Annotated in this window: 15 protein-coding genes; 7 read left to right on the plus strand and 8 right to left on the minus strand. The window is 68.7% G+C overall.

Annotation, left to right across the window (positions count from 1 at the left end; translation table 11 throughout):
• The first annotated feature begins 105 nt into the window (after nt 1–105).
• The 4 genes from A7X12_RS16880 to A7X12_RS16895 all read left to right on the plus strand — a co-directional run bounded on the left by A7X12_RS16880 (nt 106) and on the right by A7X12_RS16895 (nt 4,392).
• Nucleotides 106–1,677 (plus strand): putative bifunctional diguanylate cyclase/phosphodiesterase, encoded by a 1,572-nt coding sequence (locus tag A7X12_RS16880; RefSeq protein ID WP_198162060.1) that lies wholly within the window; start codon nt 106–108, stop codon nt 1,675–1,677.
• Entirely contained in the window at nt 1,674–2,375 is a 702-nt protein-coding gene (locus A7X12_RS16885) for a hypothetical protein (RefSeq protein WP_157105631.1), read from the plus strand. The genes A7X12_RS16880 and A7X12_RS16885 overlap by 4 nt, the downstream gene beginning before the upstream one ends.
• A 109-nt stretch (nt 2,376–2,484) precedes the next feature.
• Nucleotides 2,485–2,682, plus strand: coding sequence for a hypothetical protein (locus A7X12_RS16890; RefSeq protein ID WP_064312637.1), 198 nt, complete (start codon nt 2,485–2,487; stop codon nt 2,680–2,682).
• A gap of 66 nt (nt 2,683–2,748) precedes the next feature.
• Complete coding sequence (locus A7X12_RS16895) at nt 2,749–4,392, plus strand: inorganic phosphate transporter (protein ID WP_084445624.1); 1,644 nt, start codon at nt 2,749–2,751, stop codon at nt 4,390–4,392.
• A gap of 57 nt (nt 4,393–4,449) precedes the next feature.
• Here A7X12_RS16895 and A7X12_RS25995 read toward each other — a convergent pair whose 3' ends face one another.
• Nucleotides 4,450–4,623: a hypothetical protein gene (locus A7X12_RS25995; protein ID WP_198162061.1), complete on the minus strand. Its 174-nt coding sequence runs from the start codon at nt 4,621–4,623 to the stop codon at nt 4,450–4,452.
• Between the two features lie 124 nt (nt 4,624–4,747).
• Between A7X12_RS25995 and A7X12_RS16900 the strand changes: the two genes are divergently transcribed.
• Complete coding sequence (locus tag A7X12_RS16900; protein ID WP_064312638.1) at nt 4,748–6,010, plus strand: MFS transporter; 1,263 nt, start codon at nt 4,748–4,750, stop codon at nt 6,008–6,010.
• Here A7X12_RS16900 and A7X12_RS16905 read toward each other — a convergent pair.
• Genes A7X12_RS16905 through A7X12_RS16915 form a run of 3 tightly spaced genes read right to left on the minus strand, consistent with a single transcriptional unit; the run spans nt 5,994 to nt 8,711 of the window.
• Entirely contained in the window at nt 5,994–6,644 is a 651-nt protein-coding gene (locus A7X12_RS16905; RefSeq protein WP_064313020.1) for a GNAT family N-acetyltransferase, read from the minus strand. The genes A7X12_RS16900 and A7X12_RS16905 overlap by 17 nt on opposite strands.
• A gap of 13 nt (nt 6,645–6,657) precedes the next feature.
• A complete protein-coding gene (gene rsmD / locus A7X12_RS16910) occupies nt 6,658–7,197 on the minus strand; it encodes a 16S rRNA (guanine(966)-N(2))-methyltransferase RsmD (protein WP_064312639.1) in 540 nt (179 codons plus the stop codon).
• Nucleotides 7,197–8,711: a pseudouridine synthase gene (locus A7X12_RS16915; protein WP_064312640.1), complete on the minus strand. Its 1,515-nt coding sequence runs from the start codon at nt 8,709–8,711 to the stop codon at nt 7,197–7,199. The genes rsmD and A7X12_RS16915 overlap by 1 nt, the downstream gene beginning before the upstream one ends.
• A gap of 109 nt (nt 8,712–8,820) precedes the next feature.
• Between A7X12_RS16915 and A7X12_RS16920 the strand changes: the two genes are divergently transcribed.
• Nucleotides 8,821–9,252: a response regulator gene (locus A7X12_RS16920; protein ID WP_064312641.1), complete on the plus strand. Its 432-nt coding sequence runs from the start codon at nt 8,821–8,823 to the stop codon at nt 9,250–9,252.
• Nucleotides 9,253–9,258: 6 nt separating this feature from the next.
• Here A7X12_RS16920 and A7X12_RS26640 read toward each other — a convergent pair whose 3' ends face one another.
• Entirely contained in the window at nt 9,259–9,390 is a 132-nt protein-coding gene (locus A7X12_RS26640) for a hypothetical protein (RefSeq protein ID WP_269747829.1), read from the minus strand.
• Nucleotides 9,391–9,417: 27 nt separating this feature from the next.
• Nucleotides 9,418–10,611 carry an aromatic ring-hydroxylating oxygenase subunit alpha gene (locus A7X12_RS16925; protein ID WP_064312642.1) on the minus strand — a complete coding sequence of 398 codons (1,194 nt, stop codon included), beginning with the start codon at nt 10,609–10,611 and terminating at the stop codon, nt 9,418–9,420.
• 505 nt (nt 10,612–11,116) lie between these two features.
• On the opposite strand from A7X12_RS16925, the gene A7X12_RS16930 reads away from it, so the two are divergent.
• A complete protein-coding gene (locus A7X12_RS16930; RefSeq protein ID WP_232318580.1) occupies nt 11,117–12,397 on the plus strand; it encodes an MFS transporter in 1,281 nt (426 codons plus the stop codon).
• 4 nt (nt 12,398–12,401) lie between these two features.
• Here A7X12_RS16930 and A7X12_RS16935 read toward each other — a convergent pair whose 3' ends face one another.
• Nucleotides 12,402–12,833: a DUF6628 family protein gene (locus A7X12_RS16935; protein WP_064312643.1), complete on the minus strand. Its 432-nt coding sequence runs from the start codon at nt 12,831–12,833 to the stop codon at nt 12,402–12,404.
• A 77-nt stretch (nt 12,834–12,910) separates the two neighbouring features.
• Nucleotides 12,911–14,227 carry a bifunctional folylpolyglutamate synthase/dihydrofolate synthase gene (locus A7X12_RS16940; protein WP_064312644.1) on the minus strand — a complete coding sequence of 439 codons (1,317 nt, stop codon included), beginning with the start codon at nt 14,225–14,227 and terminating at the stop codon, nt 12,911–12,913.
• Nucleotides 14,228–14,328 lie beyond the last annotated feature (101 nt).

Here is a 14,328-nt window from a genome sequence, read left to right on the forward strand (position 1 = left end):
GGGGGCAAGCACCCGAACGACCATCCGCCTCCGTAACGCTACGGAAGCGGTGGTTTTGGTAACGGCTCTACAATGGAAGAGGGCCGCTCCGGCCGCGGAGACGACATGCCAAGGCCGCCGAACAAGATTCGCCATCACGTGATCCGCCCGGTCGAGGCGGTGATCCTGGTTGGCAGCGCGGCGCTCTTCGCGTTGTGCTTCGATCAGGCGAACATGTTCGAGCGTCTGGTTGCCTTCATGGAGGCGCATGAAGCGTGGCAGCTCGACGAATATTTCACGACCCTGGCGCTGTCCGGCATCGGCTTCGTCCTCCTGGCGGTGCGCCGGGCCGCCGATCTGGCGCGCGAGATCGACCAGCGCGAAGCCGCGGAGGAACGCGCCAACCAGTTGGCGCGGCATGATCCGTTGACGGGGCTCGCCAATCGGCGGGTGCTGCAGGATGAACTGCCGGCGCTGATCGCGCGGGCCGCGACCGCCGGCGAACAATGTAGCCTGTTCTGCATCGACCTGGATCATTTCAAGCCGGTCAACGACGTGCATGGCCACGAGACGGGCGACGCCGTTCTGGTCGAAGTGTCGGATCGATTGACGCGGATCGCCCGCGACGGATTGCTCGCGCGGGTGGGCGGCGATGAATTCGTTCTGGTGGTGGTCCATGGCGAGGGCAGCGATGCGGACAAGCGGCTCGCCACCCGGATCATCCGGGGTCTGAGCGCATCCTATCGGGTCGGCGACCGGAAGATCGAGATCGGCGCGACCATCGGCATCGCACGCAGCCCCGTGGACGCGCACCAGCCGGAGGAGCTGCTGCGCGCCGCCGATGTCGCAATGTACGAGGCGAAGCGGGGGGGCAGGGGCACCTGCCGCTTCTTCCAGACCGAGATGGATGATCGTCTCCGCGCCCGCGCCACCTTGGAGGCGGATCTTCGCCAAGCGATCGAGAGCGGGCAGATCCTCCCCTATTATCAGCCGGTGATGGCGCTCGCCGACGGGAAGATCATCGGGTACGAGGCGCTGGCGCGGTGGCACCATCCCGAGCGCGGCACCATCGCACCGGACGAATTCATCCCCATCGCCGAGGATCTCGGCCTGATCGACATGTTGTCGGTACGCATTCTCCACCAGGGCTGCATCGCTGCGCGCGACTGGGCGCCCGACGTCACGCTCTCGATCAACATCTCTCCTATCCAGCTGAAGGATCCCTGGCTGTCCGCGCGGCTTCTGGCGGTACTCAGCGAAACGGGGTTCGCGCCGGGGCGGCTGATCGTCGAGGTGACCGAGAACGCCATCATCGAAGATATCGACGCGGTCGCGGAGGTTTTCCAGTCGCTGCAGCGAACCGGTATCCGCATCGCGCTGGACGATTTCGGCAAGGGCTATTCCAGCCTGTCGCACCTGCGCCAGCTGCGCTTCAATCATTTGAAGATCGACAGCTCGTTCGTCCGCACCATGGAGGCGGCGGAGAGCCGGAAGATCGTCCGCGCCGTGGCGGGGTTGGGGCGCGCATTGGGCATGCCGGTCACGGCCGAGGGCGTGGAGACGGAGGAGGCGGCGGAAATCCTTCGCTCGATCGGCTGCGAGCAGGCGCAAGGCTTCTTCTATGGCCGGCCGTTGCCCGCAGGCGAACTTGGGGTTTCGGGCGCGGTGAACCTGCCGCCTCTGGCGGGCAGCGTATGAGAGCGGTCATTCCGGTGGCGGCCCTCGCGGTGGCCGGCGCGCCGGTCGCGGCGCATGCGCAATCGGGTCCGGAACAGATCGAGCAGCTCGAGCCCGGGCCTGGCGAATGGCAGGCGCAATATTCCGGTGCCTATGGCGGTGCCGACAGCCATGCCCTGGAGATCGCCCGCGGGTTCGGGCGCGGCTTGGCCCTGGGCGTCGGCGCCGAGCTGGAGGCGGTGCGCGGTCATGCGGAACTCGACGGATTGTCGGCCGTGGCGCTGGTCCGGCTCATCGACCACGCGGATCGGCCCGCCCGCATCGGTGTGATGGGCGAAGTGTCGATCGATCGCGGCGGCCGATTTTCGGGTGGGGAACTCCGCGGCATCGCGGAATCGGAGAGCCGGCACTGGTGGCTTCAGGCCAATCTGATGCTGCGCTACCGCCGCGAGGATGGGGAAGCAGGCACCAGCCTCGCTTATGTCGTGTCCGTACAGCGCGGCCCCGCCCCGTTCTGGTACGGAATCGAGGGATCCGGGCGGGCGGCGCGCATCGGCGGGGATGCCGAGGTGGCGAGCAGGGGCGAGCATTATCTGGGGCCCAGCATCACCTATCGCCACCAAGGCAGCGGCACGGAAATCGGCCTTGCCTGGATGGTACGCCTTGCCGGCGGCGGAGCGCCATCGGGCCCGAGGGCGTTCGTGCAAGTGGATTTCTGAACCGCTTGTTTCGCCTGAAACGCGACGACGACGGGATTCCGGGTCGGGCGCCGCAACGTGCATTGCTCTCTCTCGCGGCAGGGCCTATGGGCCGCTCCGAGATTAACCCATGGCAAATTGGATGTCCTCTCGCCGGCTCAAGGTGCGGCTCGCGGCGGTGCTTACGCTCGCCATCGTAGCGGCCGTGGTGGCCTGGCGATCTGCGCCTACGCGCAGCGGTGCCCTCGGCTGTACGCCGGGCCGGCAGGAGGAACGCGACGCCAGCGGCAAGGTCGTGCGCATCCGGCACACCGAGTGTTTGCGGTGAGCCGCCGAACAGCTTTCGCGATTTGTCATCGTCCTGTCACAAGCCATCCCCAAAGGCGCTAACATCATGGCGACGCTCGCAATGGAACAGACTCCGTCCGCAGACCTGCCGCGAAGTCCCCGATTCTCCGAAACAACCCATCCCCTGGCCAAGCTGCTGTTCGCGCTGTTGCTCGTCGGCGGCCTTGCGTTTGCGGGCTGGAGCATCGTCGTGGACACGCGCGCCGCAGGCGAGCCGCTGGCGATCGGCGTGTTTGCCTTTCTCGGCCTGGCGCTGATTATCGCGCTGGCCTTCGAGTTCGTGAACGGTTTCCACGACACGGCCAACGCGGTGGCGACGGTGATCTACACCAATTCGATGCCGGCCCAGCTGGCCGTGGTGTGGTCCGGTTTCTTCAACTTCCTGGGCGTGATGCTGTCCAGCGGCGCGGTCGCCTATGCGATCATCACGCTGCTGCCGGTAGACCTGATCCTGAACGTCGGCTCGGCTGCCGGTTTCTCGATGATCTTCGCCCTGCTGTTCGCGGCCGTGCTGTGGAACCTGGCGACCTGGTATGTGGGGCTTCCCAATTCCTCCAGCCACGCGCTGATCGGCTCCGTGCTCGGCGTCGGCTTCGCGAACCAGCTGATCCTCAGCGGCTCGCGTGGCGGCACGGCGGGGGTCGACTGGAGCCAGGCGACCAAGGTGTTCTCGGCGCTGTTCTGGAGCCCGCTGCTGGGCTTCGCCTGCGCACTGCTGCTGCTGCTGGTGATGCGGGTGCTGTTCCGCAAGCGTCCGCAGCTGTTCCAGGCGCCGTCGGGCAACACCCCGCCGCCGCGCGGCATCCGCGCGCTGCTGATCGGCACCTGCACCGCCGTCTCCTTCTTCCACGGTTCGAATGACGGCCAGAAGGGCATGGGGCTGATCATGCTGATCCTGATCGGCTGCGCCCCCACCGCCTATGCCCTCAATCGCACGCTTCCGACGAGCGCCACGGCGGCTTTCGTCCAGACCTCCCAGGCTGCCGGCTCGATTTTCGATACGCGCCGTAACGGCATCACGGTCTCGCCGGATACCGCCCGGGCGACGCTGACCGACGCCCTCCAGCACCGCAAGGTTGAAGGTCCGAAGGTCTATGCGGCGCTGGCGTCGCTGTCGCACCATCTCATCGAGCAGGTGTCGAGCTATGGCTCGCTGAGCAAGGTGCCGGCCCGCGCGAGCTCGAACGTCCGCAACGACATGTATCTGGTGCTCGACACCACCCGGCTAGCGACGAAGAAGCCGGAAGGCTGGGCGCCGGCCGAGCTCAAGACGCTCAAGGCCTATCAGGACGACCTGGAGAGCGGCACGCGCTTCATTCCGCTGTGGGTGAAGATCGTCGTCGCCATTGCGCTTGGCCTGGGCACGATGATCGGCTGGAAGCGGATCGTCGTGACGGTCGGCGAGAAGATCGGCAAGCAGCACATGACCTATGGCATGGGCGCCGCGGCGGAAATCGTCGCCGCCGCGACAATCATGGGTGCGGACCATCTCGGCGTGCCGGTTTCGACGACCCACATCCTGTCCTCGGGCGTCGCGGGTGCCTCGGTCGGGAGCGGCGCGGGGCTGCAGGTTCGGACGATCCGCAACATGGCGCTGGCATGGCTGATGACGCTGCCGGCGGCGATGCTGCTCTCCGGCGGACTCTACTGGCTGATGCTGACGGCGGTGAAGATCTTCGGCCTGCACTGATCGGCGGGACGCAGGCCAAGCAAAAAGGGCGGGGCATCAACCCCGCCCTTTTTCTTATCAGCCGCGCAGCAGATCGCGGACGGCGAGGTGCAGGCCGGCCTGCACACCGCTCGTGTCGGCCCTCAGATCGGCCTTCACATGTTCCACGGGGTTGTAGGCGGCGACCAGCATGCCCGCGAGCAGACTGAAGAAGACCGCGTAAACCAAGCGCTTGACAGGCGATTCGCGCATATCCGACTCCCTATTCCGGTGCAGCGAGTGCAAGGCTTCGATACCGGCCCGAAACTGTCCCTCCGCTGAACGCGGCTTGACCGGATCGATAACTGGCCCGAGGGAGGCGGCCGGAGGATCGCACATGGCCAATGTTGCCGCGCCCGCGTCCCACCGCCGCATCCTGTTCGCGAGCCTGGTGGGGACGTCGGTCGAGTTCTACGATTTCTACATCTACGCGACCGCGACGGCGCTGGTGTTCGGCCCGCTGTTCTTCCCGGCGCAGGAGCCATGGCTGCAGCAGGTGGCTGCCTATGCCAGCTTCAGCGTGGCCTTCTTCGCGCGGCCGCTGGGCGGGCTGGTGTTCGGTCATTTCGGGGATCGGCTGGGCCGGAAATCGACGCTGGTCGCCTCGCTGATGCTGATGGGCCTTTCGACCGTGCTGATCGGCTGCCTGCCCGGGCACGCGATGATTGGCTGGGTGGCGCCGTTGCTGCTTTGCCTGCTCCGGTTCGGCCAGGGGCTGGGCCTGGGTGGCGAATGGGGCGGAGCCAGCCTGCTCGCCGTGGAATATGCGCCCAAGGGATGGGCCTATCGCTATGGCAGCTTCCCGCCGCTCGGTGCGCCGGTGGGGTTCATCGCGGCGAACGGGCTTTTCCTGCTGCTCGGTGCGTTTCTCGACGACGCGGCGTTCCGCGACTGGGGCTGGCGCCTGCCGTTCCTCGCGAGTGCGGCACTGGTCGGGCTCGGGCTGTGGGTGCGCCTGCGCATTGCCGAGACTCCGGCCTTTGTCGAGGCGGCCGAACATGCGCCGCCGCCGCAGGTGCCGCTGGGCGTGCTGCTCCGCAACCATCTCGGTGCGACCCTGGCCGGCACGCTCGGCACCGTCGCCTGCTTCGCGCTGTTCTATGTCGCCACGCTGTTCGCGATCGGCTTCGGCACCAAGACGCTTGGCTATCCGCGCGCGGCATTTCTGGGGGTGGAACTGGCCGCGATCCTGTTCATGGCGCTCGGCATCGGCGTCGCGGGCTGGCTGGCGGACAAGCGTGGCGCGACGCTGGTCCTTGCGCTCGGCTGCGTCGGCATGGTGCCGCTCGGTCTGGCGATGCCGGCGCTGCTGGTGCCGGGATCGCTGGGGGCGGTATTCGTCTGGCTGGCTGCAGGGCTGTTCGTGATGGGCTTCGTCTATGGCCCGCTCGGTGGCTGGCTGCCCAGCCTTTTTCCCGCACAGGTGCGCTACACCGGCGTTTCGGTGACCTTCAATCTCGGCGGGATCCTTGGCGGAGGACTCACGCCGCTGATCGCGCAGACGCTGGTCGAGCGGGGCGGCATCGGCATGGTCGGCTGGTATCTGGCGGGCGCCGCAGGGCTCAGCCTGTTCGGCCTGCTGCTCACCCGGCGGGGCTGAGCATCGGGAGCGATGCCGTCGCATAGGGCGACAGGACGTGCCAGCCGAGCCGGCTGTAGAGCGCGCGTCCAGCGTCAGTCGCAACGAGCAGCTCGGGCGTGTCGCGGCCGCGGCGGGCCGCGTGCAGCGCCGCCATCACCACGCTGCCGAGGCCCTTTCGTCGATGGTCGGCGGCCGTCACGATGCGGTCGTAGACGAAGGCGCCCCCGGTTTCCGCTGCAAAGCCGGAGGCGGCGGTCGCCCCGGCTGGGTCGACGATGGTGACGCAGGTGACCGCCCCGTGCGTCGCGGTGCGGCAGCGATAGCCATTCGCCAGTGGGGGCGCGGCGGGCCAGTCTCCGCCCCGCATGAAAAAGGCCGGCGGGTGGAGTTCCCAGCGAAGTGGCAACAGCGCCCGCAGCGCCTCTTGCGTGTCGCACAGCTTGATCAGGCGCCCGGGCGCCTGGATGTCGCGGGCCAGTTCGGTGACGGAAGCGCTGGGTGCCGCGAAGACCCAGCGACAATATTCGGTGTCCGACCGACTGTCGACGCGGAAGCCGCCGCGATCGGGGACGGGCGGGGGAACGCCGCGCGAAATCGACCTGCCGGCCAGCCAGGCATGCACCAGGGCGGGGGGTACCGTGCCCAGGTCCATGCCCGTCAGTCCTTCACTCGGCGCGCAGCAGGCGCAGCCGCGCCTTGCCATGGATGCGATCGGCGTCGACGACGAACCCCTCCAGCGCGACGTCTTCGTCCTTCGCCGTTTCGATGCTGATCCAGGTGCCGGGCCCCGTCCAGCCGAGCCGGGAGAGCTTGTCGAGCGCCACCACGCCGGCGCCGGTGCCATACGGCGGATCCATCAGGATCAGGTCGAGCGGCGCGCGTGCGGGGCCCAGTGCCAGCACCGAGCCGGGGCGCACATCCGTGCCCTTTGCCCCCAGCTTCGCGATATTGGCCTTGAGCACGTCCAGCGCCGCGCGATCCTGCTCGACGAACAGACAGGAGGCGGCACCACGGGACAGCGCCTCCAACCCGAGTGCCCCCGATCCGGCGAAGAAGTCCCCGACCGCGAGGTCCTCGAAGCTGCCGAGGCGCGAGGCCAGCATCGAGAACAGGGCCTCACGGGTGCGATCGGCGGTGGGGCGAGTGGTGTCGCCCTTGGGGGCAGCGAGCGGGCGGCCGCGCCATTCTCCGGCGATGATCCGCATCAGCCACGCCCCCGCGGCGGACGGCCCGGGCCGCCCGGCCGCTGCGGACGATTACCGCCGCCGTTCCCGGCGGGACGTGGCGTCCGGGGGCCACGGGGACGCTCGCCCTCGTCGCCACCGAACCGCGACGGCCGCGGCGCCCCGCTGCGCTCGGACGTGCCGCTGGCTGGCCGCGCCCCGCGCGGGCCGCGTGACCGTTCGCTGTCTTCACCGCCAAACCGCGAGGGACGGGGCGCGCGATTGCGTTCGGTCGAATCGCCGCCGGCGCGTGCGGTGCGGGGACCGCGGGGCCGATCGCCGTCCGTACCGGCGAACCGCGACGGCCCGGCGGTGCGCCCGCGGTCCGCGCTCTCGCCGCTGCGGGACCAGGTGCGCTCGCCGTCGCGTGGCGTGCGGACGCGCTCGGCACCCTGGTCGCCCCGTGCGTCGCGGCGACCGCGAGGCCGATCGACCAGATCGCCGGCGCGGGGCTCGCGGGTGTCGCGGAAGGATTTGGCGCGGGCGGCGCGGGCGGGCTTGCCGATCCCGCCCTCGGTCCCCTCGCGCACGCCGAGCCGGCCGCCGGTGCGCGGCCGTTCCTCGCCGTCCTTGGGTTTGGCCTTTGGCGTCGCGCGGGCGGTGAACACCGGACCCTTTGCCACGGGTGCAGGCTTGGCGATCCGGCGGCGACCTTCGGGCTCGACCTTGGCGGGTTTCTCCACCGGCTCGATCGCGCGCTGGCGGGTGGCGAACTGCAGGTTCGACGCCGCCTTGCCGCCGCCGGCCTTGCCCAGCACGGTGCGGAAGGTGATCAGATCGGCCTGGCGGATCTCGTCGACATCGCCCGCGGGCAGGTCGTTCAAATAGAAGGGGCCGTAGCGGGTGCGGATCAGGCGGCTGACCTGAAGGCCCAGGAACTCCAGCACGTTGCGGACTTCGCGGTTCTTGCCCTCGGTCAGCGTCATTTCGATCCAGAGATTGGCGCCGGTCCGCCGCTCGATATTGGCGTTGATCGGGCCGTAGCGTACGCCCTCAATCTCGATGCCGAGCATCAGGTCCTCGAGCTGCTCCTGGCTCACCTGGCCATAGGCACGGGCGCGGTAGGTGCGCTCGACGCCGCTAGCCGGCAGCTCCATCTCGCGCTTCAGCTCGCCGTCCGTGGTGAGCAGCAGCAGTCCTTCGGTATTGAGGTCGAGTCGGCCGACCGGCATCACGCGCGGCAGGCCTTCGGGCATGCGATCATAGATGGTCGGGCGGCCGGTGAAGTCGCGCTCGGCGGTGAGCAGGCCGGCCGCCTTGTGGTAGCGGAACAGTCGCGCGGGGGTCGCCGCTGCGACGGGGTTGCCGTCGACGGTGACGCCGTGGAGCGAGGTGAGAATGGTCGCGGGGGTATCGAGCGTGGTACCATTGAGGGCGATGCGCCCCTCGGCGATCATCCGCTCGATCTCGCGCCGCGAGGCGATGCCGGCACGGGCGAGGAGCTTGGCGATACGCTGCGGCGTACCGGCGGTTTTGATAGGCTTGGAGTCAGACACTGCAGCGCTATAGCGATTTCGGCGGGGCTGGCAAAAATATATACGGTGCCAGTTCGTGACTCGCGCGTTACGGGCTTTGCCAAGCGGTTGATTCGGGGGCCCAAACAGGATGTTGTTCGGTAGGAAGAAGCGGCGGATCGAACATCTGCTCGTCGTCGAGGACGAGCCGCTGGTCGCGTTCGATACCGAGCATTTCCTCCGCGAGTCGGGTTTCACCATCGTCGCGACGGTCGACTCGGTCGCCGATGCGACCCGGATCGTCGACTCGCACGAGGTGCTCGACCTGGTGCTGGCGGACATCAACCTGGCAGACGGCAGCGGGATCGAGGTAGCGCGCGCCGCTTTTGCGCGCGGTGTGCCCGTGCTGTTCGTAACCGGTGCGTGCCCAGCGGATGCGCGGGCGCTGGCGGCGGGGTGCCTTGCCAAGCCTTATGCGCAGCGGGATCTGGTACTGGCGATCGATGCGATCGAGGCGGTGCTGGAAGGCGGCAAGATACCACGCCGCCTGCCCGGCAGTTTCAACCTGTTCCTGGGCGGCTGACGCCGATCAGTGGACGAACAGCGAGACGACCACCCCGGCCCAGGCAAACACCGAGGCGAGCACCGCGAGATTTGCGACCATTTCCTGCGGCGAAGCCTGCTTGGCGGCGGTAGCGGCGCGGGTGCGGGTACGGGACATGGCGAACTCCTTGATGCGACGCCGGCGTTATAGCACCCCTTCCTGAACAGAAGCCTGACCGAAGGGGCGAGTCGCACCGATGACAGGCATGTTGTCGCACATAACCCACGCATCGACCGCATCGTGGAAAACGCGGACCCCCCGCTCGAGCCCGCCGAGCGTCACCTGCTCGATCGCGCCGGCGGAAAGGCCCTGCTGGGCGAGTGCACAGGCCCGGAAATCCTCCGACGCGAACACCCCGCCGTCGAGCAGCTGCCAGCTGCGCTCCCAATGGTCGCGGGCCTTGTCGGTGGTGGGCGCTTCGGGGATCAGCATGAAATCCTCGACCCAGACTTCGTCGACCGTCTGCGGCATCAGCACCATCAGGTTGATGTAGTCGGGGCTGACGGCGAGCACCGCGCCGGGGAACATCTGGTAGGTGTAGGTGATCGCGCCGCGGAGGGTGGGCCAGTCCTCCGACTCGAGCGCGGCAATGCTGGCGGCGCGGCCTACCGCCGAGCGCTGGTGCGGACCGATCCGGTCGGCCGCGGAGATGCCGTCCTGGAAATAGGGCGCGATGCTGCCGGCGTGGAGGCGCTGGATGTGGTAGCTCTCCAGGAAGGCGTCCATCACCAGCTTCCAGTTGGCGGGCACGCGGTGGGTCCGCCTGCGGAAACAATGCTGGCCGGCGAGATCGAAGGCGGCGAAGTCCAGCGCCAGCGTATCGGCATGGCTGAAATCCGCCCCCTCGTCGAAGGCGAACCAGATCAGTCCGCCGGCCTCGTGGGTGGGGAGGCGGCGCAGCGCGAACGCGCCCTTGTCGAGACCGGGGAACGCCTCGGCGCGGGGCACGCCGGCGAGGCGGCCGTCGAGCGTGTAGCTCCAGGCGTGATAGGGGCAGGCGAGCCGCGGGGCGGTGACCGCCTCGCACCCTTCCACCAGCCGCGTGCCGCGATGGCGGCAGACGTTGAGGAACACATGCGCTTCGCCCTTCGTGTCGCGGGTGATCAGCAGCGGTTTGCCGAAGCCGTCATGCGGCACCGCCATGCCGGGCTCGGGCAGCAGGGCGGAGGGTGCGAGGACCAGCGGTGCGCGATCGAAGATGCGGTCGCGCTCGGCGGCGAAGCGTTCGGGGGCGGTGTAAACGCTGGCGTCGACGTGGCTTATCGGCCCCGCACCGGCGTCGCCGCCCTGCGCCAGCATCGCCGCCAGCGCGCGCTGGCCCTGGGTCGGTGCGTTCATGGCTATCCTCTCCCGAATTTTCGGCTAGTTTCGCGCCTCCATGCCGAACCAACAAGCCCCCATCGCGGTGAACGACCGCGCCAGCACCTTCTATGTCCTTGCCCAGGCGGCGCTTGTCGCCGGCCTCGCGCTGCTGGCGGTGCCCTGGGCACGCGTCGGTGGTGCGGCGGCGGTGCCGGGCTATGGCTTTGCCGCGGGCTGGAGTGACGGCGTCGCCAAGCTCGCGCCGTCGATGACCTTCCTGCTCGGCCTGCTCGCGCTGGGCGCAACGCTGGTGCTGAGCATCGCCTGGCGCCGTCGGGGCGGGGCGAGCCTGCTCGTCGCTGGGAGCATCGTCGGGGCGGCGCTGCTGGCGCTCGCGGTGCTGTTCACGCTGTTCTCGCCGCCCAAGTCGCTGGCGGGTGCGGTGCTGTCGCTCGACTGGGGCGGCGGCGCAGCGCTTGCAGCGCTGATCGCGGCATTCCTCCTCGCGCGGAGGGCGGCACCGGCGGATTGGCGCGCGGACCTGCCGGATGGCGTGCGGCCCTATTTCGCCAAGGGGCCGCTCGCCTCGTTCGCGCTCGGCGTCTCGTCGGGCTTCCCCTTCGCGATGATCGGGGCGACGCTCACCACGCGGCTCGCCCAGACCGGCATCGACAAGTCGACCGTCACCGCCTTCACGCTCGCCATCCTGGTCTACAACTTCAAGTTCCTCTGGGCATGGATCGTAGACAGCGTGCCGATCCCGATCCTGGGGCGACTGGGCCAGCGTGTCTCGTGGCTGATCGTGGCGGGCGTGTTGGTCGTCGCGGCGACGATCAACCTCGCGCTGGTCGTGCCGGACCCGGCGAATATCTGGCCCACCGTTACCGCCGCCGTGCTGATGGGCGCGGCGGGGGCGACCTATGACATCGTCATTGACGGCTATCGGATCGAGGTCCTCCAGCCGCACGAGCTCGGCTATGGTTCGGGCATGTCGCAATATGGCTGGCGGATCGGCTCGGTCGCAGCCGGCGCGATCGCGCTGGTCGTGGCGGGGCAGGTGGGCTGGACCGCGGGATATGCTGCTTGTGCGGTGTTCGCGCTGCCGGCCATTCTCACGGGCCTGATCGTCGGCGAGCCCGAGCGGCACCGCGCGCCCGCCGAGCGTCGCAGCATCGCGACGGTTGCAAAAGGCATCTGGGGCCCCTTCGTCCAGTTTTTCGCCCGCGAAGGCGCCCTGATCGTGCTGCTGTTCATCCTGGTCCACAAGATCGGCGACACGCTCGCCAACCTGACCTTCCGGCTGTTGTTCAACGATCTCGGATTCTCGAACGACGAGATCGCCTTCTACGACGTGTCGCTGGGCTTCTTCGCCTATATGCTCGGCATCTTCCTGGGCGGCGTGCTCTATGCGCGGATGGGGATGAAGCGATCGGTGATGCTCAGCCTGATCCTGATGGCGGTCTCCAACCTCAGCTTCGCAGCGCTCGCCGCGGCGGGGCATTCGAACATCGGCATGGCGGGCGCGATCGGCTTCGAGAATATCGCCAGCGGCATCGGCGGGGTGACGGTGATAGCCTATTTCTCGGCGCTGACCGACCTGCGCTTCACCGCCGCGCAATATGCGCTGATCTCGGCGGGGGCGAGCATCGTCGGCCGGTTCATCACCGGCACGACGGCGGGCAGCCTGATCGAGGCGATGGGCTATGTGAACTTCTACCTGTTCACCACCGTGATCGCGCTGCCGGGCGTCGCACTCTACTGGTGGATGATGCGCAGCGGGCTGGTCGACCGCTCGATCGGCAGCGCGGGCCAGGAGCGCTAGGCGCTCAGGGCTCCAGCGGCAGCGCGAGGTCGGCGAAGCTCTGCGCCAGCGCGTGCGCGGTCGGCAGCAGGCCGGTCGCGTCGCGCACGCCGATCAGGTCGGCGAGCAGCAGCGCCGCTGCCTGCGGATTGGTGCGGACCTTGCCCAGCGCATTGACCAGCGCCGCTTCGGACGCGGTCATGCGCGGGCAGCACCAGGGGGCAATCTGCACCGGGCCGGTCGCCATGACCGACATCTCGTGCATCAGCGTGCGGAGCAGCATCAGCGGGCGGCGGAAACCCTTGCCGAACGCGACCAGGAAGGCGTGCGCGGTGCTCGCGTCGTGCAAGCCCTGCGATCCCGTCTGGCGGACGCCGAACAGCAGCAGCCGCACGCCCGGATCCTCGGGCTGGAGCTGGGGCAGGGCGGTGACGAGGGTCTGGACGGACGGCTGCATGTGATTCTCCGATAGGCGTCGGAGGGATCATCGCATCCTGTTATTAATAGTCAATCGCAATAAGGCGGATTGCGGCGTCAGTCGGGTAATTCGCCGTTCGCTTCCAGCACCACACCCGCCAGATAGAGCGAGCCGAGGATGAGAACGGCGCTGGGTGCGTCTGCCTCGGTGCGTTCTGCGATGATGCGCAGCGCGGCGGGCACGTTGTCGGCGGTGCCGGCGACCCGCACCCCGAGGCGCGCGACCAGCGCCGCAAGCTCGGCGGGGGCGTGATGGGCATGGCCGGGGATGGGTACGGTGGTCACGCTGGCCAACCGGGCGGCAAGCGGGGCGATCAGCCCCTCCGGATCCTTGTTGGCGAGCATGCCGAGCACGAGGTGGCACGGGCGGTCGGCCGCGACTTCCGCGACCGTTCCCGCAATTGCGGTACCGGCGGCGGCGTTGTGGCCGCCGTCCAGCCAGACCGCCGTGCCGGCCGGAAGGAGCGCGGTGAGCGGGCCATTGCCGAGCTGCTGCATACGCGCAGGCCACCGGGCGCTGGTCGCCGCAGCGGCGAGCGCGGTGTCGGGGATGGCGAGCGTGTCCTGGTGCCGAAGCATCGCGATGGCGAGCGCGAGATTGCCGGGCTGGTGCGGGCCGGACAGCGTCGGCAGCGGGGTTTCCACCGTGCCCTTCGCGTCGCGGTAGGTGAGCTGGTCGCCGCCGACGGCGTACGTCCATGCCGTGCCCTCCGCGAGCACTGGGACACCTGCCGCGGCTACCACCGCCGCGATCTCGGGATCGTAGCGCATCGTCACGAGCGGCACGGCGGGCTTGGCGATGCCGGCTTTCTCGCGCGCGATTTGCGGCAGGGTGTCGCCGAGAAATGCCTGATGGTCGATGCCGAGCTGGGCGATGCCGGTGGCGATGGGCGCGGGCACGATATTGGTAGCATCGAGGCGCCCGCCCAGGCCAACTTCGATCACGCAGGCATCGGCCGGCGTGCGGGCGAAGGCGAGGAAGGCGGCGGCGGTGGTTACCTCGAAGAAGCTCGCGCCGATATCGCCCCCGGCCTCCAATATCTCGGCGAGCAGCGGCGCAAGGGTTGCGTCATCGATCAGGGTACCGGCGAGGCGGATACGCTCGTTGAAGCGAACCAGATGAGGGCTGGAGTAGACATGGACGCGCAGTCCCGCTGCCTCCAGCGCAGCGCGGAGGAAGGCGCAGGTGGACCCCTTGCCGTTGGTGCCGGCAACATGGAGCACCGGCGGCAGCCGGAGATGCGGGTTGCCGACGCGCTCCAGCAGCTGGGTGATCCGGCCGAGGCCGAGAATGTCGGCGCCGGGGGACAGCAGGGTCAGCCGGTCGAGCTGGGCCTGAACGGCGGGATCGGTGGAGCGAGCGAAGTCAGGCATGGGCTTTTGATTTGAGCCCCTCCTCCTTGGAGGAGGGGTTGGGGTGGAGGGATTCCAGAACGTCTGTTGGTCTCGGTGAGACACTGCCCCACCCCAAACCC

This window comes from Sphingomonas sp. TDK1, from assembly GCF_001650735.1.
GTDB lineage: Bacteria > Pseudomonadota > Alphaproteobacteria > Sphingomonadales > Sphingomonadaceae > Sphingomonas.

Bases quoted from the DNA above. Each gene is read 5' to 3' on its own strand.
- A7X12_RS25995 (WP_198162061.1), bottom strand. From the start codon at position 4,623: ATGCGCGAATCGCCTGTCAAGCGCTTGGTTTACGCGGTCTTCTTCAGT.
- A7X12_RS16895 (WP_084445624.1), top strand. From the start codon at position 2,749: ATGGCGACGCTCGCAATGGAACAGACTCCGTCCGCAGACCTGCCGCGA.
- A7X12_RS26640 (WP_269747829.1), bottom strand. From the start codon at position 9,390: ATGTCCCGTACCCGCACCCGCGCCGCTACCGCCGCCAAGCAGGCTTCG.
- rsmD (WP_064312639.1), bottom strand. From the start codon at position 7,197: ATGCGGATCATCGCCGGAGAATGGCGCGGCCGCCCGCTCGCTGCCCCC.
- A7X12_RS16880 (WP_198162060.1), top strand. From the start codon at position 106: ATGCCAAGGCCGCCGAACAAGATTCGCCATCACGTGATCCGCCCGGTC.
- A7X12_RS16890 (WP_064312637.1), top strand. From the start codon at position 2,485: ATGGCAAATTGGATGTCCTCTCGCCGGCTCAAGGTGCGGCTCGCGGCG.
- A7X12_RS16925 (WP_064312642.1), bottom strand. From the start codon at position 10,611: ATGAACGCACCGACCCAGGGCCAGCGCGCGCTGGCGGCGATGCTGGCG.
- A7X12_RS16920 (WP_064312641.1), top strand. From the start codon at position 8,821: ATGTTGTTCGGTAGGAAGAAGCGGCGGATCGAACATCTGCTCGTCGTC.
- A7X12_RS16885 (WP_157105631.1), top strand. From the start codon at position 1,674: ATGAGAGCGGTCATTCCGGTGGCGGCCCTCGCGGTGGCCGGCGCGCCG.
- A7X12_RS16905 (WP_064313020.1), bottom strand. From the start codon at position 6,644: ATGGACCTGGGCACGGTACCCCCCGCCCTGGTGCATGCCTGGCTGGCC.
- A7X12_RS16935 (WP_064312643.1), bottom strand. From the start codon at position 12,833: ATGCAGCCGTCCGTCCAGACCCTCGTCACCGCCCTGCCCCAGCTCCAG.
- A7X12_RS16900 (WP_064312638.1), top strand. From the start codon at position 4,748: ATGGCCAATGTTGCCGCGCCCGCGTCCCACCGCCGCATCCTGTTCGCG.
- A7X12_RS16940 (WP_064312644.1), bottom strand. From the start codon at position 14,227: ATGCCTGACTTCGCTCGCTCCACCGATCCCGCCGTTCAGGCCCAGCTC.